The organism is Sulfurospirillum sp. SCADC, assembly GCF_000743525.1.
Taxonomy (GTDB): domain Bacteria; phylum Campylobacterota; class Campylobacteria; order Campylobacterales; family Sulfurospirillaceae; genus Sulfurospirillum.
In genome coordinates, this window is the sequence record NZ_JQGK01000015.1 from 35,406 (window position 1) to 56,583 (window position 21,178).

23 protein-coding genes and 1 pseudogene are annotated in these 21,178 nt (G+C 41.3%); 10 read left to right on the forward strand and 14 right to left on the reverse strand.

Annotated features, from left to right (window positions below; genetic code table 11):
* Window positions 1–133: 133 nt before the first annotated feature.
* The 5 genes and pseudogenes from pstB to JU57_RS10080 all read right to left on the reverse strand — a co-directional run bounded on the left by pstB (window position 134) and on the right by JU57_RS10080 (window position 4,500).
* On the reverse strand, window positions 134–958 hold the full coding sequence (gene pstB / locus JU57_RS10065; RefSeq protein WP_294877066.1) for a phosphate ABC transporter ATP-binding protein PstB: 825 nt from the start codon (window positions 956–958) through the stop codon (window positions 134–136).
* On the reverse strand, window positions 958–2,130 hold the full coding sequence (pstA, locus tag JU57_RS10070) for a phosphate ABC transporter permease PstA (RefSeq protein ID WP_051906799.1): 1,173 nt from the start codon (window positions 2,128–2,130) through the stop codon (window positions 958–960). The genes pstB and pstA overlap by 1 nt, the downstream gene beginning before the upstream one ends.
* 9 nt (window positions 2,131–2,139) lie before the next feature.
* Complete coding sequence (pstC, locus tag JU57_RS10075; RefSeq protein ID WP_294877108.1) at window positions 2,140–3,072, reverse strand: phosphate ABC transporter permease subunit PstC; 933 nt, start codon at window positions 3,070–3,072, stop codon at window positions 2,140–2,142.
* 153 nt (window positions 3,073–3,225) lie between these two features.
* A pseudogene (locus JU57_RS14120) lies at window positions 3,226–3,345 on the reverse strand (phosphate ABC transporter permease family protein); the annotation flags it as partial.
* Window positions 3,346–3,459: 114 nt separating this feature from the next.
* Entirely contained in the window at window positions 3,460–4,500 is a 1,041-nt protein-coding gene (locus JU57_RS10080) for a PstS family phosphate ABC transporter substrate-binding protein (protein ID WP_037960463.1), read from the reverse strand.
* Window positions 4,501–4,703: 203 nt separating this feature from the next.
* Here JU57_RS10080 and JU57_RS10085 point away from each other — a divergent pair, with 203 nt between their 5' ends.
* The 3 genes from JU57_RS10085 to JU57_RS10090 all read left to right on the forward strand — a co-directional run bounded on the left by JU57_RS10085 (window position 4,704) and on the right by JU57_RS10090 (window position 7,013).
* On the forward strand, window positions 4,704–5,480 hold the full coding sequence (locus JU57_RS10085; protein ID WP_037960465.1) for a class III extradiol ring-cleavage dioxygenase: 777 nt from the start codon (window positions 4,704–4,706) through the stop codon (window positions 5,478–5,480).
* A gap of 166 nt (window positions 5,481–5,646) precedes the next feature.
* Window positions 5,647–5,907: a hypothetical protein gene (locus JU57_RS13805; protein WP_051906800.1), complete on the forward strand. Its 261-nt coding sequence runs from the start codon at window positions 5,647–5,649 to the stop codon at window positions 5,905–5,907.
* An 80-nt stretch (window positions 5,908–5,987) separates the two neighbouring features.
* The gene (locus JU57_RS10090) at window positions 5,988–7,013 is read left to right on the forward strand and encodes a HAMP domain-containing protein (RefSeq protein ID WP_051906802.1); all 1,026 of its coding nucleotides are present in this window, start codon (window positions 5,988–5,990) and stop codon (window positions 7,011–7,013) included.
* 52 nt (window positions 7,014–7,065) lie between these two features.
* Here the strand turns inward: JU57_RS10090 and JU57_RS10095 are convergent, their stop codons facing one another.
* Window positions 7,066–8,364, reverse strand: a complete 1,299-nt coding sequence (locus tag JU57_RS10095) for an ATP-binding protein (protein ID WP_037960468.1) — start codon at window positions 8,362–8,364, stop codon at window positions 7,066–7,068.
* A 60-nt stretch (window positions 8,365–8,424) separates the two neighbouring features.
* Complete coding sequence (locus tag JU57_RS10100; RefSeq protein WP_037960471.1) at window positions 8,425–10,140, reverse strand: lysophospholipid acyltransferase family protein; 1,716 nt, start codon at window positions 10,138–10,140, stop codon at window positions 8,425–8,427.
* A 140-nt stretch (window positions 10,141–10,280) separates the two neighbouring features.
* Here JU57_RS10100 and JU57_RS10105 point away from each other — a divergent pair, with 140 nt between their 5' ends.
* From JU57_RS10105 to JU57_RS10125, 5 genes are read left to right on the forward strand one after another with little or no spacing between them, the layout of a single operon-like run.
* Entirely contained in the window at window positions 10,281–10,949 is a 669-nt protein-coding gene (locus JU57_RS10105; protein ID WP_037960479.1) for a phosphate uptake regulator PhoU, read from the forward strand.
* Window positions 10,950–10,999: 50 nt separating this feature from the next.
* A complete protein-coding gene (locus JU57_RS10110; protein WP_037960481.1) occupies window positions 11,000–11,671 on the forward strand; it encodes a response regulator transcription factor in 672 nt (223 codons plus the stop codon).
* A complete protein-coding gene (locus tag JU57_RS10115; RefSeq protein WP_037960485.1) occupies window positions 11,665–13,065 on the forward strand; it encodes a HAMP domain-containing sensor histidine kinase in 1,401 nt (466 codons plus the stop codon). Before JU57_RS10110 ends, JU57_RS10115 begins: the two co-directional genes overlap by 7 nt.
* Window positions 13,066–13,110: 45 nt before the next feature.
* Window positions 13,111–13,530, forward strand: coding sequence for an acyl-CoA thioesterase (locus JU57_RS10120; protein WP_037960487.1), 420 nt, complete (start codon window positions 13,111–13,113; stop codon window positions 13,528–13,530).
* 58 nt (window positions 13,531–13,588) lie between these two features.
* Window positions 13,589–13,999, forward strand: a complete 411-nt coding sequence (locus tag JU57_RS10125; protein WP_037960490.1) for a low affinity iron permease family protein — start codon at window positions 13,589–13,591, stop codon at window positions 13,997–13,999.
* 16 nt (window positions 14,000–14,015) lie between these two features.
* Here the strand turns inward: JU57_RS10125 and JU57_RS10130 are convergent, their stop codons facing one another.
* Complete coding sequence (locus tag JU57_RS10130; RefSeq protein ID WP_037960494.1) at window positions 14,016–14,345, reverse strand: DHCW motif cupin fold protein; 330 nt, start codon at window positions 14,343–14,345, stop codon at window positions 14,016–14,018.
* Window positions 14,336–14,689 (reverse strand): helix-turn-helix domain-containing protein, encoded by a 354-nt coding sequence (locus tag JU57_RS10135; RefSeq protein ID WP_037960497.1) that lies wholly within the window; start codon window positions 14,687–14,689, stop codon window positions 14,336–14,338. The genes JU57_RS10130 and JU57_RS10135 overlap by 10 nt, the downstream gene beginning before the upstream one ends.
* Window positions 14,690–14,813: 124 nt before the next feature.
* On the opposite strand from JU57_RS10135, the gene JU57_RS10140 reads away from it, so the two are divergent.
* Complete coding sequence (locus tag JU57_RS10140; protein WP_037960499.1) at window positions 14,814–15,377, forward strand: NAD(P)H-dependent oxidoreductase; 564 nt, start codon at window positions 14,814–14,816, stop codon at window positions 15,375–15,377.
* Between the two features lie 23 nt (window positions 15,378–15,400).
* Here JU57_RS10140 and JU57_RS10145 read toward each other — a convergent pair whose 3' ends face one another.
* The 5 genes from JU57_RS10145 to JU57_RS10165 are packed head-to-tail and all read right to left on the reverse strand — an operon-like array spanning window position 15,401 to window position 20,433.
* Window positions 15,401–17,230, reverse strand: coding sequence for a HAMP domain-containing sensor histidine kinase (locus tag JU57_RS10145; RefSeq protein WP_294877075.1), 1,830 nt, complete (start codon window positions 17,228–17,230; stop codon window positions 15,401–15,403).
* The gene (gene queC / locus JU57_RS10150; RefSeq protein WP_037960503.1) at window positions 17,139–17,819 is read right to left on the reverse strand and encodes a 7-cyano-7-deazaguanine synthase QueC; all 681 of its coding nucleotides are present in this window, start codon (window positions 17,817–17,819) and stop codon (window positions 17,139–17,141) included. Before queC ends, JU57_RS10145 begins: the two co-directional genes overlap by 92 nt.
* Complete coding sequence (locus JU57_RS10155; protein ID WP_037960508.1) at window positions 17,819–18,397, reverse strand: 7-carboxy-7-deazaguanine synthase QueE; 579 nt, start codon at window positions 18,395–18,397, stop codon at window positions 17,819–17,821. The genes queC and JU57_RS10155 overlap by 1 nt, the downstream gene beginning before the upstream one ends.
* A 15-nt stretch (window positions 18,398–18,412) precedes the next feature.
* Window positions 18,413–19,444: a hypothetical protein gene (locus JU57_RS10160; protein WP_037960511.1), complete on the reverse strand. Its 1,032-nt coding sequence runs from the start codon at window positions 19,442–19,444 to the stop codon at window positions 18,413–18,415.
* A gap of 2 nt (window positions 19,445–19,446) precedes the next feature.
* Window positions 19,447–20,433 carry a DNA cytosine methyltransferase gene (locus JU57_RS10165; protein ID WP_037960514.1) on the reverse strand — a complete coding sequence of 329 codons (987 nt, stop codon included), beginning with the start codon at window positions 20,431–20,433 and terminating at the stop codon, window positions 19,447–19,449.
* Window positions 20,434–20,618: 185 nt separating this feature from the next.
* Here JU57_RS10165 and JU57_RS10170 point away from each other — a divergent pair, with 185 nt between their 5' ends.
* Entirely contained in the window at window positions 20,619–21,161 is a 543-nt protein-coding gene (locus tag JU57_RS10170; RefSeq protein ID WP_037960515.1) for a 6-carboxytetrahydropterin synthase, read from the forward strand.
* The last annotated feature ends 17 nt before the right edge of the window (window positions 21,162–21,178 follow it).

A 21,178-nucleotide genomic window follows, 5' to 3' on the forward strand; every position in this document is an offset into this window, starting at 1 on the left:
AAAGACTACGCTAACACTGGGTTCTCCTTGGCGGAGTGCCCACGCACCTTGGGTGCTTTTTCTTCGTGCAAAATGAGTTTTGCACGAAGTCTATTACATGTAAAGCCTAAAGCGCTTTACATGTAAGCGCTATTTATCCAAAGCGTCCTGTGATGTAGTCTTCTGTTTTCTTCTCTTTAGGGTTAACAAAGAGTGTTTTAGCATCACTGTATTCGATGAGATTGCCCATGTGAAAAAACGCAGTGTAGTCTGCGATACGCGCTGCTTGTTGCATGTTGTGCGTCACGATAACGATCGTGTAATTTTTCTTGAGATCCAGCATCAAGTTTTCAATCTTCTCCGTTGAAATTGGATCAAGTGCAGAGGTTGGCTCATCCATCAAGATGACATCGGGTTCAACCGCAATCGCACGTGCGATACACAAACGTTGTTGCTGTCCGCCTGAGAGTGCTGTTCCTGGATCTCTCAGTTTATCTTTAACCTCTTCCCAAAGGTTAGCACCTTTTAAAGAGCGCTCAACAAGTTCATCGCACTCTTTGCCTTTTTTCACGATGTCGTGCATCAAAGGAGCATATGCGATGTTTTCATAGATGCTTTTAGGAAAAGGATTGGGTTGTTGAAACACCATACCAACGCGTTTTCGAACCGCAACCACGTCGATGTCTTTATCGTATACATCGTGTCCATCAATGCCGATAAACCCCTCGACCCTACAGTTAGGAACCAAGTCATTCATACGGTTGATGCAGCGTAAAAATGTAGACTTACCACAACCACTCGGTCCTATGAGGGCTGTGATTTTTTTTGTGTAAATATCCATATTAATGCTATTGAGGGCTTGTTTATCGCCGTAAAAAAGATCGAGGTTTTTGACCTCTATTTTGATACTCTCTGCAATTTCAGGAGTCTCATCACGATCGTTAAAGGTTGTGTGAATAAAACCATTTTCCATTGTCATTACCACTTTCTTTCAAATTTTTTTCTAAGGTACACGGCGCCAGCATTCATCGAAAGAAGTACCGCTAAAAGAACGATGATACCTGCAGCAGTACGCTCCAAGTAGGCTTTTTCAGGCATGCCCGCCCATGTAAAGATTTGTGCAGGAAGCACGGTAGCAGCGTCGGTAAAACTCGTCGCCGCATCGGGAACAAACGCGATCATACCGACAATAATCAAAGGTGCCGTCTCGCCCAAAGCATGTGCAATGGAGATGATGGAGCCTGTCATAATGCCTGGCATCGCCAACGGTAAAACATGATCTCGCACGATCTGCCATTTGGTCAATCCCAGACCAAAACCTGCTTGGCGAATGCTTGCAGGAACGGATTTGAGGGATGCTTTAGAGCTTACGATGATGACCGGCAGACACATGAGCGCTAAGGTCATACCGCCTACCAACGGTGAGCTTCTAGGAACCCCAAAGAAGTTGATAAAAATTGCCAAGCCTAAAAGACCAAACAAAATAGAAGGAATCGCGGCAAGGTTATTGATATTCACCTCAATGATCTGTGTCCAGCGATTATCCGGAGCAAACTCTTCAAGGTAAATGGCAGTCATGACACCGATGGGAAACGCGATCAACATCGTGACGATAATGGTCATTACCGTTCCAATGATGGAAGAGTAGATACCTGAATTTTCAGGGATTTTTGAATCACCTGTGGTGAGAAAAATGGTGTTGAATTTTAGTTCAACGAACCCTTTTTCTTTGAGTTCATCCACATAATCACGATCATTTTGTTTCGTGCGTGACTCTTTGCCTTTGACGTATTGGTCGACCTCAGAGTTGGCGAGTACCCAGTGTTCCCTAGTCGTATTCATCCATGTTGGATTTTGCTTGACTTCGCTAGGAAGATCTCTAAGCCATGCGCGACTGGCGATTTTAAGGTTTTTACCCTTCACCGCAGCATAAGGATTTTCCACAGTTTCTTCATTGATGGTCACTTCCATCTTGACGTAGGTTTGAAAAAAGGCAGGGTAGCCCGATCTGCCTAAATCCACCAAAAAAAAGATCAAAAAAGAGACAGAAAAGACAATCGCCATAATCGTCGCCCCTTTAAAAAGAGCTGCTTTTTGGTTACGTCTTTTGATCTGTGGTATGTAAAAATAGTTGTCGTTTTGCTCTTTCATATCTGCCCTTTAAAGCGTTGAAACTTTGTATTTTCGGTGGAACTTACGAATAGTGCTGACCGAGATAATGTTAATCACCAACGTCACCACAAAAAGCACCAAACCCAGCGCAAAAGCGGAGAGGGTTAGTGGGTTGTTAAACTCTTGATCGCCTGTGAGCGATTCAACGATTTTAACCGTAACGGTCGTCATATCTTCGAGTGGATTCCACGTTAAGTTTGGTCTTAGTCCTGCTGCCATAACAACGATCATTGTCTCTCCAAGGGCACGTGAAATACCAAGAAGGATCGAAGCGATGATACCGGGCATTGCAGAAGGTAATACAACAAAACGAATCGTCTCTGCTTTGTTCATTCCCAGCGCATACGCACCATTGCGCATATTTTGAGGGACAGAACTGATGACATCATCAGAGAGCGAAGAGATAAACGGGATAATCATAATACCCATAATAATGCCTGAAGAGAGCGCATTTTGATACTGTGCTTCGATGCCAAACACCGCAAAGATTTTGACGATAAGGGGAGCAACCGTAAGAGCAGCAAAAAAGCCATACACAACGGTTGGAATACCTGCAAGTATCTCTAAAAAAGGCTTCACTTGAGATCTGATGCGTGGGGTTGCATACTCCGACATAAAGATCGCAGAAAGCAGTCCCATCGGAATCGCTACGACCATTGCAATAGCGGTGATGTAAAAGGTTCCTGCAAAAATAGGTACGGCACCAAATTTTGCCTCCGCTGCATTCGCATCTGCCCTACCAGCACCTTCTAAAAAGGCGGTATCGGGGGACCACTCTAAGCCAAAGATGAAGTGAAAAAAGCTTTGCATCTGGAAGAAATGAAGCGCTTCAAAGATGATAGAGAGCAAGATACCAAAGGTTGTCAACACCGAAACCAAGGAAGCGGTGAAGAGCATTCCCTTAATCAAATCTTCTACCAAGTCGCGCGCTTTGGTCGTACCTTGGATATTTTTAACCAAGAGTCCAAGGGTGAGTGCTCCCACACCAAGGGCTGCTGCTAAAAGCATCGTTGGAGGAATGGCGTGAACGCCAAAAAGATATAAAAATACTCCACAAACTCCAACCGTAATGATAGGAAGTCCTGTATAAAGAGCTCCAAACCAACCGTACTGGTCAGGTTGAGAATGCATTTTAATACCTTGTGAACGAATCGTGATGGCTTTTTGTCGACCTAAAACGTAACCTAAAAACATCAGTGGAAAGAGTCCACCAAAAAAGATAAGATAGAGTGTTTGCGTACTCACCAGAGTCCTTTTAAAAGAGGTGCGAGAGGCTCTAAAAGCCTCTCATCGGTTTTACATGTAAGCTTATGGAAGGATGGTATTTTTCTTAACCATCTCTTCAGTGAGTTTTGTTTTAGCTAAAACAGCCGCTTGTACTTTTTTAAGATCTTCATCAGTCATTGGAACCAAACCGATGGTTTTAAGAACACCTTTTGAGCCGATCATTTTGGCATCAACATACAGTTTCAAGAACTCATCCATCCCTTTAACTTGAGAACGGTGAGAGTTTTTAGCGTAGATGTAAAGGCTTCTTGAGATAGGGTATTTTGCAGCGGAGATTGTATCAAATGCTGGTTCAACACCATCAACAGATGCGCCATTGATTTTATCGCCATTCTCTTCAAGGAAGCTGTAACCAAAGATACCAAATGCTGCAGTGTCCTTTGTGAGTTTTTGAACGATAAGGTTGTCATTTTCACCTGCTGGAACAAACACACCGTCTTGACGTACGGCTTTATATTTACCTTTTTTGTCGCCATATGCTTCAAATTTCTTTGAACTGTGCTCCATTACCATCTCATCAAATGAGTCACGTGTTCCAGATGTGGTTGGAGGACCGTATACCGTGATTTTTCTATTTGGAAGGGCCGCATCGATCTCATTCCATGTTTTGTATGGGTTTTTAATGAGTGACTTGCCATCTTTACTTGGAACTTCCTCAGCCAATGCTAAGAACATTTGTTCACGTGTAAAGTTGATTTTACCGTTGGTTTTAGATTGCGCAAACGCGATACCATCAAATCCTACCATCATACCCGTGATGTCTGTAACACCATTTTCTAAGCATGTTTTGTATTCAGACGCTTTCATAGGGCGTGAAGCATTGGTAAAATCAGGTGTATCAAGACCATTACCTGAACAAAAAATCTTCATACCGCCACCGGTTCCTGTTGATTCAACGACAGGCGTTGCATTGCCCGTTGTTGCTTTAAACTCTTCAGCGACATAGCTGGTAAAAGGATACACGGTTGATGATCCAACAATTTTAATCTGATCTCTTGCACTCGCAGTTGCACTCAAAGCTGCAACACTCAAAAGGGCAATTGCACATGTTTTGATAGTCATTGTTTACTCCATTTCTAAAATTTGGTAATGTCATTGTAAGGGAATTTGATTACAACTTGGTTACGAATTGTTTCTAAACAGAGGATTAAAATGCTTCGTTATTATCATTTTTTTGGGAAGAGTCCGTTATAATTTTATGAAGCATTTTTTGCTCTACGCAAAAGCTTAACTCACTTATTTTGAAAACGCTCTAAGGAAACGTGATGTCAAATGCTACAATGCCTTGCCTCTTTGTGGGACACGGCTCACCGATGAATCTTGTATTGGAAAACCGTTTCACCGAAGCGTTGGAAACGCTTTGCAAAGAGCTCCCCACGCCCAAAGCGATTTTGGTCATCTCCGCACACTGGTACACAAACCAAACAGCCGTGAGTATCAGCTCAGGCATTGCGTATGAGACGTTGTATGATTTTTACGGATTTCCCCCTTCGCTGTACGAAATCAACTACCAATCGCCTAGTAACAACACGCTCTCAAAACGCATCGCCACGCTTTTGGATGTCCCTTTAGTCGAGCGAGGCTTGGATCATGGTGCGTGGATGCCACTGCATTTTCTCTTTCCCAAAGCAAGCATCCCAGTCATTCAACTCAGCCTCAACAAAAACCTGCCACTGCCTTTACATGTAAAGATCGGCGAGCAACTCCAAGTGCTCAGGGATGAGGGCATTATGATCATCGGAAGTGGCAACATCACGCACAATCTTGGCATGGTTGATTTTTACAATATGAACGCACCTGCGGTTGCATGGGCTCACAATGTGGATGATTTTGTCCAGCGAGCCTTTACATGTAACGATGTTGAAAGCTTAGTGCGCATCGAAGAGCGATGTCCTGATTTTAAAACAGCGCATCCAAGCATCGACCACTATTTGCCACTGCTCTACATTGCAGGTGCCAGACGCGAAGAAGATACGGTAAAAATACTCACCCCTTTTTTCCAAAATGCCAGCCTCTCGATGCGAGGTTTTATGCTCTCCTGATCTATGTCATTTTTTACGACACCCTTATCACAAACCTGCGTAACAAGGGTGATTTACCTTACATGTAAACGTCTCTATTTCCCATACCTCACACAAAATCTCACATAAAAAAACCACATTTAAAGCTATAATATAAAAATTAAAAGTTATTTATAAGGGATATTTTATGTTACAGACAATCCGCGCTAAACTCATGTTTTTATTGGTTATTATTTTAATCGGCACGATGGGGCTTAGTTACCTGCTGATTTCCCATGCAGGGGACGCCGAGATAGCTGTTAAGAAAGTGCAACACATTGGGAAGCTCCCTCGCTACACCTCAGAGCTTTTGATGTATTCTAGAGGTAATCAAATCTCGTATGTACAACACTTTATCGAAAGTTATCTCCAATCCAAAAGAAACTTGATGCGCATATTAACGAACTGAGACCACTGCTCAGTGCGGAAAAAGACATCGCTCTTTTAAATCACATTTAACAAGGAGCGGATGATTTTAGAGTCAGTGCCATGCCTCGTTTTGAGATGCTTAAGCAGTATAAAAACGATACCACATCCGCCGAATTTCTTGCCACACCCGAGGGAAAGAAATTTATGGAACTCACCAACAAAGGACGTGACGCATTTATCTCTATCTCTAAAAATGCCGATGCCCTCGCCCAAGATATTGAACAAGAGGAGCACGAACTTCTCGATGGTGCCAAAAAAATTTGGATCCTCATGGCACTGCTTGTTTCAGGCTTAACGGCGTTTCTTTTCTGGGTGATCACGACTAAAATTAAAAATTCACTCTCCAATGCTGCCAAAGAGTGTGACTACATCGGGAAAAACAAAGACCTCAGCCACCCTATTGCAATCACAGGCAATGACGAGATCGCTAACATCATGCGCACCGTAAACACGCTTTTCGAGCAGTTACGCATCGCCATCGATAATGCCAAACGTACCGCGATGGAAAATGCAGCCGTGGCTGAAGAGCTCTCCTCAACATCGCTTCAAATTGGAAAGCGCACCGAAGAGACCGATCAAGAGGTTGATCATGCGGTCAATACTACCAAAAAAGTCGCTAGCATTTTACACGACAGTGAAAAGAATGCAGAGCACGCAGGTACCGTGATGCAAAATGTCGCCAATGAGCTCAATAACGCATCCAATGAAGTTCTTGTCCAAAAAAGCCTTGTGGAAAGTAACGCCACCGTAGCGGTCATCACCCAATCGGTCAATACAACGTCCGATCTCATGAAGAAAAATGCCAAAGAGATTCAATCCCTCGGACAGCGCGCTGAAAATACACAACAGTTGATGCTCAAAACGGTGAGCAGTATGAATGAAACCGCAACCGTTGCAGAAGGTGCTGCAAAAGAGGTCAAACATGGAAGTGTCGAAGCCAACGTTATGCTGGAGCGTGTCAACACCATTCATAAACTCACCTCCACCAACGCCAGAAGCGTCGAAGAGATCGCAAGCGCAGCCGAACACCTCGCCAAACTCTCCACCAGCCTCAGCAACGCGCTTTCTGCATTTAAAACTGCCTAAAAACTTACATGCAACCAAGCCCACTTTAGGGTTTGGTTTCGTTATTTAAAAACTACACTTTATCTTGGCTATGCACCATCAACAACCACGCATACAAGGGAATGATATGGATGGTTTTGTCATCAAATACCACATCATTTTTTTCATCTTTGGTGATAAGATAGCTCTCATTTAGTCCAAAATATGCCATTGCTTCCAAAAGTCCGTCGTATTCTCTCGTGCGTGTTTTTGCATCCGTGAGCTCATAACTTACATTTAAAAGAAACTCCCTACCTTCGATCTTGGCATAAAAATCAACTTCGTGATGCCCTTTGAAATAATAGACATCTTTGCTCTGTCGCCTGAGTTCTAAAAAAACAGCGTTTTCATACAGTTTACTTTTATCATGGCTGAGCGCATAATCGTAAATCTTTTTAAATCCGCTGTCTACGGCGTAAATTTTCTTGGGATTGCGTTGCTCTTCTTTGATAGAATTTCGATAAATTGGTACCGTAAAAAGCGCATAGGCATCTTCAAGGTACGACATATAATTAAAAATCGTATCTTTGGAAAGCTTGAAACCTTGCGATTTGAACTCATTGTAAAGTTTCGTAAAACTGAGTAACGTAGCGATGTTCGTAAAGCAGTATTTTGTGAGATGCTTGAGCAAACTTCCGTTGGTGATGTTGTGCCTTTGAGCAATGTCTTTGTACACAATCAGCTCAAGATAATCACTCAAAATTTTCCGTGAAATGAAAGCATCTTCTCCAATTGTCTCAGCAAAACCACCCTCTACAAGATAGCTATCCAGTGCATTTTTGATAAAACTGAGCGATTTTGACGCATTGAGATTGACTGTGATACCTTTACATGTAAGGTATTCACGAAAGGAAAAAGGAAAGATTTCAAAGCTTAGGGTTCTACCTCGAAGGCTTGTGGCGATTTCGCTTGAGAGCAGTTTTGCGCTGGAACCTGTTATAAAAATGGAGAGATTAAGCGTATCGTAAATGCGTCTGACATACAATTCCCAGCCATCAACCACTTGCACCTCATCTAAAAAAAGATAAATCTTTTCATCTCTTTTAGTGGGGTACATTTCAAAGTAGGCTTCAAGGATTAAATCCAGATGTTCCAGTTTGAGCGGAAAAAGCCTGTCATCTTCAAAGTTAAGATACAGTACATTTTCTCTAGGATGTGTGAGTCTTAGTGTGCGTATCGCATCAAATAAAATGGAGCTTTTACCACTGCGTCGCACCCCAATGAGAGAGATAATTTTTTTACTCTCTAAAGGAATGCTCTGCGCTCGTGGCAAAATGCCCACAATCTCTTTATCCATAAAATCAGTGAGGATTTTTTTAAATATCTCTTTCATAATCATCCTTTTATATAAGTATGATTATATATATTTTAGTTCTTTTTGTAAAGGATTAAATTATGCCCCTTTAATATAACGCGTCTTCTTAGCCTCTTTAATTTTAGTAATGTCCACCAAAATAAAGCTATCCACACAATTAGCAAACTCTTTGTCAATGTTAAAATCTAAAAAGAGTATGCCGCCCTCTTCACAGAGCTCAGTATACTGTTTGTACAGCGTTGGCACGCTAAGATCCATGTGCGAGAGTTGCTCTTTGAGTGTTGCAAAATCCTCTTTATAGTCATCGCCTTTGAAAAACGCTTGCGCCTCTTCTTTTTCTAATTTACTCATAAAAAAAGAGTTGCGTGCGAGCACGAGTGATTGTGGTGAGCCAAAGTAGAGGGCATAGAAGGTGATGATGAGATTTTTGGCGATTTTGGGGTAGACATCGCTTAAACTCACAGGACCGTACATGTAACGAATATGCGGATTTTTAAACAGGTACGCCCCAATGCCTTGCCAGAGATAATCAAGGGCGCGTGTGCCCCAATAACGTGGCTGAACAAAACTGCGCCCTAGCTCAATGGAATTGTGTAAATAAGGCTCAAATTCAGGGGCAAATTCAAAAAGACTGTGCGAATAAAACCCTTCCATTCCAAAATACTCATTGATAAAATTGGCTTCGCCAATGCGGTACGCGCCCACGACTTCAAGCTCTTCATCATCCCAGAGCACGATGTGTTTGTAGTGTTTATCAAACGCGTCCACATCGCGTTTTCCGCCCGTTCCCTCTTCCACTTTACGAAACGTAAACTCTCGCAAGCGACCTATCTCTTTCATCAAAATGGAACCTGCTTCATACTCATACAGATAGATCTTTTTGCCATCGCTCGTTTGACCTAAGAGGGTCGATTTTTTAAGTTCGGCGCGTATGGCTTTACGCTCTTCAGGATGTGCAATCGCTCTTTGGGTCGCAAAAATTCCCTTTTTACCTTTACTGATCTTATAAAGATGTTTTTTCAAAAGCGTAATCAAGGTTGTATCGCTAAAACCTGAGCTTTGAAGCGTTTTATAGGTGATCATTTCGCCAATTTTAAAGCTGATCACTTTGGAGCGTTTTTTAAACATCTCACTGGCAAGTAAAAAGGTCGATATTTTTTTGTTGATCATCGAAAGGGTGTAAAAAAGTGGCGAATTTTTTGCATCAATAAACACGGGTAAAAGAGGTGAATTGGTTTTTTGCGCAAACTTTAAAAAGCCTTTTTTCCATTTCGTATCTTTAATGCCTGTTGGCTGAGCCCGTGAGACTTCACCGGAAGGAAAGACGATAAGTGCTTCGTCACGCTCAAGCGCATCGTACACTTTTTTGATCGACTCTTTCGCCGTTGCACCTGTAAGATTATCGATGGGAATGATCAATCCGCTAAGCGGTTCAATCTGCATCAACACATCATTTGCCAGTACTTTCACATCGCTTCGTATCTCTTTGATCAGTGAAATAAGTGCCAACGCGTCCAGTGCGCCTAACGGGTGATTTGCGATAATAATGATGCGACCAGAAGAAGGGATATTGGTTTTATCTTTATTAGAGATGGTGTAGCCAAAGTTAAAATACTCCAGCACCGCTTCGACAAAATCAAACCCACGATACGCCTCTCCGTGCATTAAAAAATCGTTAATCTCATCTTGATGAAGCAGCTTTTTCAGGAGATAAACAACGAAATTTCTCACAATACTCGGATAATAGACAATGCTAGGGTACTTGAGGCTTAACGTTTTTTCTACATCTACCATGAATGCTCCTTTACGTTTATTATTTTGGACTGATTATATGGTGAGCTGATTACGATGTGGTAACGCAAGGAGGGTTTTTATGTTACCATATTGTAATGATTTCAAACTACAATGATGGCAAACTATTATAAGGAAAACGTATGCTTCAAAAATATGAAGAGAGACTTATTGAGATCAAAAAAATGTTGATTGATTTAGGTGCTGAAATCTCTATGGCAAGTGAAAAAGCTCTTTGCGGTATGGAAAGTTTAGATATATCTCGTTTTGACTCGGCAAAAACCCTTCTTAAAAACATTGAAAACAGAGCCAATACTATTGATAATGAAATTGTTGTCGCCCTTGCTCTTTTTGGACCGGAAGCCAAAGACTTACGTAAAATGGTTGCGTATCTTAAAATCACCAATGAACTGGTCAAGATTGCTGAAAATATCCGTGGATTTAGTAAACGTATGGCGCAACATCTTCAAGGCGATATACCGTTTGTCTCTTTGCATGAATACTCTATACATTTGTGTAAAACATCGATCAAAGCGGTCACATTAGCCATCAGCACCATCGAAATTGCTGACCCAGAGACACTCGAAGACATCTACCGTCGTGTTAAAGTGGAAGAGAGCAAAAGCGATGATCTTTACTCTATTTTAGAAAAGAACATCCTCAGCGACATTGCAAAACTGATCGACCAATCAGCTGATTTTATCCAAATCCTCAGCACCATGCGAAAGTTGGAGCGTATGGCAGATCGCAGTGTAAATATTGTACAATTAATGATCTTTGCGCGCGTGGGCGGAGAGATGAAGACCTATTAATGCAACACGCATTTTAAGCGCTTTGAATTTTTCGTGTATTATGAGGTAAAATGAAACAGACTATTTTGATTATTGAAGATGAGGAAGATTTACTCGAACTTTTAGAGTATCATCTTCAAAAAGAGGGTTACGAAACCTTGGGTTTTTTAAGCAGTAAAAATGTTGAAAAATGCCTGCAAGAAGAGCCCATCGACCTTTTGATTGTGGACCGCAACCTTCCGGGGGTGGAAGGGAGTGAATTTGTAGAGAGCTTGCGTAAAAAAGGGTTCTCTCAAGCGGTTATTTTCGTCACCGCCAAGAACAGCGATACCCACATCGAAGAGGGATTTTTAAGAGGCTGTGATGACTACGTCACAAAGCCTTACAATATGAAAGAGCTGTTGCTTCGCATCAAAGCTATCTTAGCACGCACCGCACCTGAAAGCAAAAACACGCTCTCCTATCGCGATCTTATCTTAGACCTTGAAGCACACCGCTTGTCTGTCAATGACAAAGATGTGGAGCTGACCAAGCTGGAGTTTGATCTGCTTAAAACGATGATTGAAAATAAAAACGCTGTTTTAAGCCGTGAATTTTTGCTCGAACATGTCTGGAAAAACGATGAATTTTTTCAAGATAAAACGGTCAATGTCGCCATCAATCGCCTCAAACAAAAGATAGACCCCACCAAAGAGAAAGAGTACATCAAATCCATCTGGGGAGTAGGATATAGCTTATGCTAATGCTGCATCAACACGTTACACGTGCCCTTCTCGCTCTTTTTCTTGGTACCTTATGTCTTTCGGGTTTAGTCAGTTATTTTACGATTAAAAGCGACAACATTGAACGCTACCAAATGGAGCTTGAGTCGCACATCAAGATCATCAAACACCAACTTCCTGCTGTCGAAGACCTTGAAGCGTTTGCAAAGATGATCAAAGAGAGCTCAAACATTCGTTTTACCCTCATTGATGAAACAGGTGCTGTACTGGTTGATAGCGACAAAGACAATGAAACGATGGACAACCACGCACGCCGTGAAGAGATCATCAAAGCACAAAAGATGGAATTTGCCCATTCGGTGCGTTTTTCTGACTCAGTGCAGAGCAATTTTTTATACGTAGCACACTGTTTTAAACTTAATGATCGCACGGTGTTTTTACGCCTCGCCACCAACATTGACACCATTATGCACACGTTTTACGACCTGTGGCTCAAACTGACCATTATCTTCGGTCTTAACATCTTAGCAGGACTCTATGGCGCGTATGTGTTCAGCCAAAAAGTGCGTCACGAAATCGACAAAATCGTCGAAAATCTCCAACAAATTGCCGATAAAGACTACAAAATCAGCCTATCATCGCACTTCTGTTTGGAGTTTTTTGAGATTGCCAATTACCTTAAAAAGTTAGCAGCCAAATTGGAAAAACGCGCGAAACAAAAACGCAAATACACTGCCAAAATCAAGCTCATAAGTCAACAAAGAAGCGACGTCATCTCAGCCATCAGCCATGAGTTTAAAAACCCTATTGCCTCCATTATGGGCTATGCGCAAACGCTTCTGGATGATCCGCATGCAAACCCACAAATCAGGGAGCGCTTTTTAGGTAAAATTGTTCAAAATGGACAAAAAATCTCTGGGATGATCGACCGTCTCACGCTGACCACTAAATTTGAAAATGGCGACTTTACCACACAAAACAGCACGTTTGACGTGGTCAAAATGACACAAGACATCGCGCAAAACTTTAGGGAAAAACATCACAATCGCCCTATCGTCTGCACCCTTCCTGAGACATTTCCCATTACAGCAGATCGCACGATGATCGAAATCGTCATCTCCAATCTCATCGACAACGCCCTCAAATACTCCGACGATACCATCGAGATTTACCTCAAAGAGGGAGCGTTACATGTAAAAGATAATGGCGTGGGCATCAAAGAAGACGAGATCGAAAAAGTGACCCAAAAGTTCTACCGCTCCAACTCGCATTCGTGGGACAATTCGATGGGACTTGGGCTTGCATTGGTGAATTACATCCTCAAGATGCACAACTCCATGCTTGAAATACAAAGTAGCTTAGGCGTAGGATCTGATTTTTCATTTAAATTACCTTCAAACAATGTTGTATTATGATACGCAGAACAAAGCGTAGCTTTTAGACATTTACAAAGGTTTTATATGTATCAAATGGGTGAACCTCGCATCAAAATCGTCGCCATGCCAAAAGACACCAACCCCTCTGGCAATATCTTCGGAGGTTGGATCATGTCGCAAATGGACATCGCTGGAAGTCTTGCGGTACGTGATCTCAACGTGGGACGTGTCGTAACGGTTGCCGTACAATCGATGGAATTCCGCGAAGCCGTCAAAGTGGGTGATGTGCTGAGCTGTTACGCTAAGATCATCACCGTGGGCAAAACATCGATTACCGTGCGCATCGAAGTCAATGCCGAACGCTCCATCGAAGGCACACACCGCTGTTTACATGTAACGAGCGCTGTCATCACTTACGTGAACGTCACAACCGACGGTAAAAAAACGCCGATTCCCTACACAGAAAACGAACTAGCCGCACTGGGCATTGAAGTAAAAGCGTAGCCTGCTGCGCAATGTGATACAAAGAGTCTCAACCGCTAGCCGCGCAAAGGATATGCACATGCAGTCAAAAACATGGTATGCCAATTTTACAAAGTATCTTGCCAAGCTCACGGGTAAATCAAGCACTTTTACCCTCTCCATTTTGCTCATCGTTGTCTGGCTCATCAGTGGACCTTTTTTTGACTACAGCGATACGTGGCAACTCGTGATTAACACAACAACGACGATTATCACGTTTATGATGGTTTTTGTCATTCAAAACACTCAAAATCGCGACACAGAAGCAATGCAGGTCAAACTCGATGAGCTGATTCGCGTCACGCAAGGAGCACACAACGCTTTGCTTGATTTAGAAGAACTCGAAGAAGATCAGATTGAACAGTTTCGTAAGCATTACGAAATGCTCGCCGAAAAAGCACGAAAAGCACTCGCAAAAGGGGGCATCGACACCAATACACTCGATGAATAAGCTTTACATGTAAAGATCAATCCACAATAAAAAGCGTCGCCCCACACGGTGTGTACGAGCGATGTGCCATCGTCTCATCCGCCACTTCATAACTCATGCCTGCCTTCAGAAGATGCACTTCGCCATTTGCAAGCTCCGTGTAAAGTTCACCCTCTAAACACAAAAGAATATGCCCCTTTTGACACCAATGGTCAGCTTTATACCCTGCGGTATATTCCACCATGCGCACACGAATGTCGCCACACTGCTTCGTTCGCCAAAACGCACTGCCACTTTCACCTTTGTGCTCTACTTTTTCGATATTTTCCCAATCGGTTGTGGCGAAGGGGATATTGGTCATTTGCATGGAATATCTTCTTTCCCACCGTATTTCACGGCATATACTTCACCGAAAACGTACATGGAGTTCAAGACTTTTTCAAGCTCTAAACCGATGGGGCTGAGTGCATATTCCACGCGTGGGGGGACTTCTGCAAATACGGTTCGTTCGATGATGTGGTCTGCTTCAAGCTCTTTGAGCTTTTGGGTTACGGTTTTTTGTGTGACCTGAGGGAATGCTTCACAGATCTCTTTAAACCGCTTTTGACCGCTTAGCAAAATGTAGACGATAAAGATTTTACTCTTGTCATTGATGATGCTCAGTGTCAGCTCCACAGGGCAGTGGAACTCTTTTTCGTTAATTGTTATCATACTATTCACCTCTTGTTTTGAATTATACCATAATAACCATTTTTGTTCTTTACTTACTTTTTTTTCTCTAAGGTAATTATAAGTCGTTTAGGTATATATTTTCCAAATTATTCAAGGAGAACGTATGAAAAAAACATTAATTATTTTAGCCCATCCGAATATGGCGGAATCTAACGTCAATAAAGCGCTGATACAGAGCATTCAAAACGAACCACACATCACCGTACACGATCTGTATGCGACCTATAAAACCATCGAAGCCATTGATGTGGCGAAAGAACAAGCTCTCTTAGTCCAATTTGACCGCATCATCTTTCAATTTCCACTCTACTGGTACAGCGCTCCTGCTATGTTAAAAGAGTGGCAAGATAAAATGCTAGGGTATGGCTTTGCGTATGGACCAGAAGGCAGTAAACTCGCAGGGAAAGAGAGCAAAATCGTTGTGAGTGCAGGTTCCCCCGAATACGCATATCAAGCAGGCTTTTACAACAACTTTACGCTCAGTGAATACTTAAGACCTTTGCAGTCAACGATTTTGTTTACGGGTATGGAGTTTAAAGGGATTTTTGCGGTGTATGGAGCGATGAAACTGAGCGCTGAAGCACTGGAAAAAGATGTGAAAACATACCAAACCGTCCTAAGAACAGATGACTGGAGCAGCTCACTGTTTAAATTTCTAGCAAGCTAACCAAGAGGGTTTCAAACCCTCTTCTACGACTGTGGCAGGACGATGTGCATACACAGTCCGCTTTGTTCATTGCGCGCACTAATAGAGCCTTGCATGTTCTGCTCGATGATCTGCTTGGCGATGTAAAGCCCCGTCCCACTGCCACTTGTGGGGTCTTTGGTTGTGAAAAATGGGTCGAAAAGATAGGGAAGCTGCGCCTCTTCCACGCCACCTGCATTATCTAAAACCTCAATGACAATGCTCTGCTCTTGTAAAAAGCCTTTGATACGAATCGTTCCATGAGCAATTTCACGCCTTAAAATGGCATCTTTGGCGTTATTGATAAGCACTAAAAGGACATGCGAAAGCTCTTTTTTAAAGTTATGAATGACGATGTCTTCGGGACACTCCACCTCAAACGTCATATCTTTATTGGCGAGTCCTCCATCGGTGATCTTGATGCTCTCTTCAATCGATCTACGTAACATAAAGTCCACCTTAGAACCCTCTTGTGAAAAAAAGTCTTTGAACTCCTCGATCAAAGAAGACATCAGTGCGATGTGCTCTCGAAGCTTGATGATCTCCTCTTCAAGCCCCTCTTTCGTCAACTTTTCCATCTTGCTCTCTAGGTAGATCTTACTGACAACCACACTGATGGTATTGAGCGGTTGGCGCCACTGATGCGCAATGCTGCTAAGCATCTCTCCAAGGGCTGCAAACTTGGCTTGTTGAAACAGCACTCTGTCTTTGAGTCGACTTTTTTCAACCTCTTGTTCGACCTTTTGCTCCAAGTGGGCATTGAGCTCTTCGAGCTTATGTTTAGCGTCAAAGGATTCGCACAGTTCTGTCGCGATGGCTCCGTATTCGTTCTCTTTAAGGAGGTATTTTCGTAAAATCGTTTTGTCTTTGTGCTCAAGTGCCAGCATAATGTCGCGCAACGGAAGAGAGATAAACTTCATGATCAAAACGATGAAAACCACCATCATCAAAGCGGTGATCACAAAACTGAGCTTTAAATCTTGGATGGCGTACTCATCGAGATATTTCCCCATTTGATTTTTGGAGCTTAAGTAGAGCGTTACTGCCGTTTTCCCATCAAAGCCTAAGAGCGGAAGATCGTGAATGATCGTGTAAGGTTCTGCTATTTTTTTACCAAAATTGATCTCAGCGATGCCATAGCTATTGAGCTTTTGCATCCATGCCATGTCCCATAGTTTGCCAATGACCAAAAACCCTTCTGCTGGATGCGTGGCATCAATGGAAGTACCTAGGTCATGAATGGGGGCTATAAAAAACTCCACCAACCCTTCGTCTCGCTTCACAAAAAAGTGCTTCAACGACGCATCGTTCAAGGAGAGCTGATCTACTGCAAATAAAGAAGAGAGATCGCTTAAAAACGGTTGACTGGTTTCATTAAAAAAGGGGATTTTGTTTTGATCAAGAAGAAAAAAGAGATCGACATTCAGTTGCTTGAGCGAGCCTCCAAAATTGTCTTCAAACCACGTTTGATCACGATTTTTGACCGCCACAATGACTTGTTTTGCGGCGGAAATATCTAAGGTTTGCTTGCGGTAAGGCTCCGCTTTGTCCAGCATAAGCTGTTTAAAGTTTTCACTCATCTCTTGTGCGTAGTGTTGTGAGAGCGCTTCAACCTCTTCGCGGTCCTCTTTCCAGTTGTAAAACTCAAAGGCAATCATACCGAGCAAAACCAACATGGTTAAACTAAAAAAGGAGGCTTTGACGCTCATTAACTGCTCCTTGCAGATGTTTACATGTAAAGATTTAAATCGATTGTGTGTAGGCTTCCCATCCTGCTTTTCGCAGTACACAGGCAGGGCATTTTCCACAGCCATATCCCCATGCGTGCTTTTCACTGTGGTCACCATTATAGCATGTATGCGACTCATCAATGACAAGCTCCAAAACGCCCTCTTGGGCTGAAAGTTCAAAGGTTTCAGCCTTGGTAAGGTGCATCAAAGGGGAGTGAAATGTAATGTTCGCTTCACTGCCAAGATTAAGGGCAAGTTCCAATGCCTTAACAAAGGGTTCCCTGCAATCAGGATACCCCGAATAATCGGTCTGATTGACCCCAATGATGATATGCTCTATCCCTTGTTTTTGTGCAAACGCGTGTGCGAGGGTAAAAAAGATCGCGTTGCGATTGGGAACAAACGAGGCAGGAAGATTGGTGTGGGTTTTGTGGTGCGCGCCAATGTCTTGTGTTCCGTCGATAAGCGCGGAGTCATTGATCTGTGAAAAGGCATCTAAACTTAAAAGAGTATTCTTTACATGTAAAGCCTTAGCGATCTTCTCCGCCTGCGCAATTTCCACACAATGCTTTTGCCCGTAATCAAACGTAATGCTCTCAACGCTATCAAAACGGTTCTTCGCCCAACCCAGACAGGTCGTACTGTCTTGCCCACCACTAAAAACCACCAACGCTTTGGAAGCAATTTTAGCCATTATTCCACTCCTAAAAACTTGTGCAACTGCACACTTAAGATAAATTGTGGATGTGCTTTGACAAACTCCACACAGAAATTCACGTTCTCTTTATTGGGTCGGTCGACCTCATTTTGCGGTTGAATGAAGATGGGTTTGTAGCTTTTAAACGCCAAGATTTTCTCCACATCGGAGCTTTTACTCACCACAAATTTGACCTCATCGTAACCATGTTTCTCAATATTATCCCACTCTTTGGGGCTGTATGTTACCCAATTTGCATTGGCAATATTGGAGAAATTATGACCGTTTGTCTCCACCGCCACCGAGTACATGTACGCCTGCAAATACTCAATAAACCCATTGAGATTGTAAATCGTAGGCTCACCACCCGTGATGATCACGTGCATCGAAGGGTACACCTTGATGCGCTCTAAAATCGCATCAAACGCAAGGCTCTCATACGCCCCTTTGTGCAACAGTTCATCGCAAAAACTACAGGTGAGATTGCACCCATGCAGACGAATAAAAATGGAAGGAACACCGACCTGCGTGCCTTCGCCTTGGATAGAATAAAATATTTCGACGATTTTTAACATAACGCTCTTTCTTTTTTAAATATCATGTGTTAATTTTAATAACACTTCCATAGTCAAACTTTTTGTTGAAAAGATACCTTCGATCTTTTGCAAAGATGTATTCATTTGATATACTTCATCGGATACAAATAGGTAAACTCCATGTTGACGTATCGCTTTAGCCTTATCTTCTGTTAGATCAAGTCCCAAGGTAATTTCAATCATTACATCTATTGAACTCATTTGTGCTGTTTTGATAAACTGTTTATATCGCTCTCGTAGAGTTCTTTTAGCTCCAATTCCATAAGTTTTACCATTTAACTCAAAAAAGAAATCAAACTCTGTTAAACTATCGTCACTGTCATGTATTTTTTTGATTTTACTGCTATCCATGCCTATTTTTAGTAAAACAGATAAAATTCTATCTTCATAGTTTGATCCACTATCTGAAGTAATAGATTGATTAACACTTTCACTAAACATTAGCATAAAAATTTGATTTGGTTCAAGCCCTTGCTGTTTTAAGCTTTTTGCAGAGAATGCTAATTTTTTTACAAACTCTTCTGCATCTTTTGAAATAAAATTTGTTTCTTCATTTTCTAATCTTTCAAAAAACATTAAAGATAATAATGCCCCACTCACTCTTGTTGAATAAGGACTAAAAAGTGTAACTTTATCATACTTTAATGACAGAGGATCTAAGTTGTCTAGCTTTGCTACATCTAATAAATCTTTTGTTTTTGCTTCCTGCAACAACAAATCTTTAATCATATAAAGTTTTAAACTAAAAATAAAAAGCTCATTATCATTTTCTGTCTCTACAATATCAAATATATCAATAAGAAAACTTTGACTTTGCAAACCTGTTTTGCTAGAACCAAAAATAGATGAAACCTTTTCCAACATCATAAGTTTAAAATTGGCTGTTTTTGTCAAACTATAAATTTCAAAAATATTTTTTGCTTGTTTATCTGTTAATTTTGCCTTAACCAAGTATTTGAGAAAAAAATAAAATTTTAAATTGATGTCAAATTTCTCTTTTTTAATCTCTAGTTTTTCAAACTTCACATTCAACTCCTTGTCTGCATCTGTTTATTAATCTCTTTTGCCAACACTTCTATGACAGGAACAGCAACGCTATTTCCAAACTGTTTATACGCTTGAACATCACTCACGACAATTTGAAAGTCATCCGTAAAACCTTGCAATCTAGCAGCTTCTCTTGGCGTTAATTTTCTAGGATTTTGATTTTCTTGAGCAATCAAAATCTCTGAACCATCTTTATAATATCTTGCTGAAATAGTACTGGTATATTCTGCATCTCCATCAAATAAAGAGTAACCAAATCCATTGCCTTTTTTACGATGTTCAATTTTACGCTTTTGATGCCCCATCCACAATCTATCTGAAATTGTATATTTCGCATCAACCTCTTGTTCTAAAATTTTGGAAAGTTTTGTTTTCTTTTCTGTTTTTTGTGGAAACTCAAACTCTACGCTATGGTCTAAAAAGCCTATGATATAAATACGTTCTCTATTTTGAGGGACTCCAAAATCTTTTGCATTGAGAATCTGCGTAAAAACTTTATAACCAAGATTTTCTAATGTCTCTTTCACTACTTGAAACGTTGTACCTTTATCATGATTTTTAAAACCTTTAACATTTTCTAAAAAAACTATTTTGGGTTTATGGTGCTTTAAAATACGCGCAATTTCAAAGAACAATGTTCCTCTTGTATCTTCAAAACCTTTGCGCTTACCTGCTATACTAAACGCTTGACACGGAAATCCACCCAATAAAATATCAAAGGATGGGATTTGTTTCTCATCTATCTTAGTAATATCCCCATAAGGCATTTCTCCATAATTAGCATAATAGGTCTCACAAGCATACTTGTCTATTTCAGAGGCAAAAATAAATTCAATTTTATCTTTAAAGATTCGCTCAAATCCTGATCTGATGCCACCAATACCAGCAAACAAATCTATGGCTTTATAAACATCAACTCTTTTTTTATTTTTCATTGTAAATAGGTTTCTTTCCATAAAATAGGTCATCTGCGTTTTCCTTTATATTATTAGAAATATAGTAGTAGATTTACAACAGATGATCTAAAAATTTTTCATTTTGAAATATTAGTCTTATAGATTATAGTATGAAAATGATTATAATCAAATTTGAGGAATTTTTTTTATATCTCTTTTTGGGTATCATTAAAGGATAAAAAGATGAAGGTATGTAAATGTTTTGGCAAATCAGTAAAGAGTTTGATTTTTGTTATGGGCACCGTGTTTGGTCGCAGCAGCTGGACAGTGAATTTTCACTCACAGGCTGTTTGGCGTGTCGTCACTTGCACGGGCATCAGGGCAAAGTCATCGTCTATCTTCAAAGCTCACAGCTCAAAGATGGCATGGTGACAGACTTTCATCATCTCAACTGGTTTAAACTTTTTTTAGACACGACGTTGGATCATAAATTTATCATCGATATTCACGATCCGCTTTTTGAGACTTTACTTCCGCATTTTGCTGACAAAAAAGAGCTCATCGAAAACGAAGCAGGGTATAAAATCCCCAATCTTAACCGTGTCAAAGACGAGCCAAGCCATATTCTTGAGATGTACGATGGCTATATCATCGTTGATTTTGTGCCCACGAGTGAAAATATCTCGACATGGTTACTTGAGATCATTGCGAAAAAGATGAGCCGTTTGGGTGTTGAAGTGTCACATGTGGAGTTTTTAGAAACACCGAAGAGTAGAAGTATCGTTTATAACCAAAAGTAGGGAAATCCCTACTTTTA

Excerpts from the sequence above, each read along its gene's own strand:
- JU57_RS13805 (WP_051906800.1), top strand. The coding sequence starts at position 5,647 with ATGTTACAGACAATCCGCGCTAAACTCATGTTTTTATTGGTTATTATT.
- JU57_RS10135 (WP_037960497.1), bottom strand. The coding sequence starts at position 14,689 with ATGATAACAATTAACGAAAAAGAGTTCCACTGCCCTGTGGAGCTGACA.
- JU57_RS10090 (WP_051906802.1), top strand. The coding sequence starts at position 5,988 with ATGCCTCGTTTTGAGATGCTTAAGCAGTATAAAAACGATACCACATCC.
- JU57_RS10165 (WP_037960514.1), bottom strand. The coding sequence starts at position 20,433 with ATGACCTATTTTATGGAAAGAAACCTATTTACAATGAAAAATAAAAAA.
- queC (WP_037960503.1), bottom strand. The coding sequence starts at position 17,819 with ATGGCTAAAATTGCTTCCAAAGCGTTGGTGGTTTTTAGTGGTGGGCAA.
- pstA (WP_051906799.1), bottom strand. The coding sequence starts at position 2,130 with ATGAAAGAGCAAAACGACAACTATTTTTACATACCACAGATCAAAAGA.
- JU57_RS10120 (WP_037960487.1), top strand. The coding sequence starts at position 13,111 with ATGTATCAAATGGGTGAACCTCGCATCAAAATCGTCGCCATGCCAAAA.
- JU57_RS10155 (WP_037960508.1), bottom strand. The coding sequence starts at position 18,397 with ATGTTAAAAATCGTCGAAATATTTTATTCTATCCAAGGCGAAGGCACG.
- JU57_RS10105 (WP_037960479.1), top strand. The coding sequence starts at position 10,281 with ATGCTTCAAAAATATGAAGAGAGACTTATTGAGATCAAAAAAATGTTG.
- JU57_RS10170 (WP_037960515.1), top strand. The coding sequence starts at position 20,619 with ATGTTTTGGCAAATCAGTAAAGAGTTTGATTTTTGTTATGGGCACCGT.
- JU57_RS10125 (WP_037960490.1), top strand. The coding sequence starts at position 13,589 with ATGCAGTCAAAAACATGGTATGCCAATTTTACAAAGTATCTTGCCAAG.
- JU57_RS10140 (WP_037960499.1), top strand. The coding sequence starts at position 14,814 with ATGAAAAAAACATTAATTATTTTAGCCCATCCGAATATGGCGGAATCT.
- pstB (WP_294877066.1), bottom strand. The coding sequence starts at position 958 with ATGACAATGGAAAATGGTTTTATTCACACAACCTTTAACGATCGTGAT.
- JU57_RS10110 (WP_037960481.1), top strand. The coding sequence starts at position 11,000 with ATGAAACAGACTATTTTGATTATTGAAGATGAGGAAGATTTACTCGAA.
- JU57_RS10085 (WP_037960465.1), top strand. The coding sequence starts at position 4,704 with ATGTCAAATGCTACAATGCCTTGCCTCTTTGTGGGACACGGCTCACCG.
- JU57_RS10100 (WP_037960471.1), bottom strand. The coding sequence starts at position 10,140 with ATGGTAGATGTAGAAAAAACGTTAAGCCTCAAGTACCCTAGCATTGTC.
- JU57_RS10115 (WP_037960485.1), top strand. The coding sequence starts at position 11,665 with ATGCTAATGCTGCATCAACACGTTACACGTGCCCTTCTCGCTCTTTTT.
- JU57_RS10130 (WP_037960494.1), bottom strand. The coding sequence starts at position 14,345 with ATGCAAATGACCAATATCCCCTTCGCCACAACCGATTGGGAAAATATC.
- JU57_RS10080 (WP_037960463.1), bottom strand. The coding sequence starts at position 4,500 with ATGACTATCAAAACATGTGCAATTGCCCTTTTGAGTGTTGCAGCTTTG.
- JU57_RS10095 (WP_037960468.1), bottom strand. The coding sequence starts at position 8,364 with ATGAAAGAGATATTTAAAAAAATCCTCACTGATTTTATGGATAAAGAG.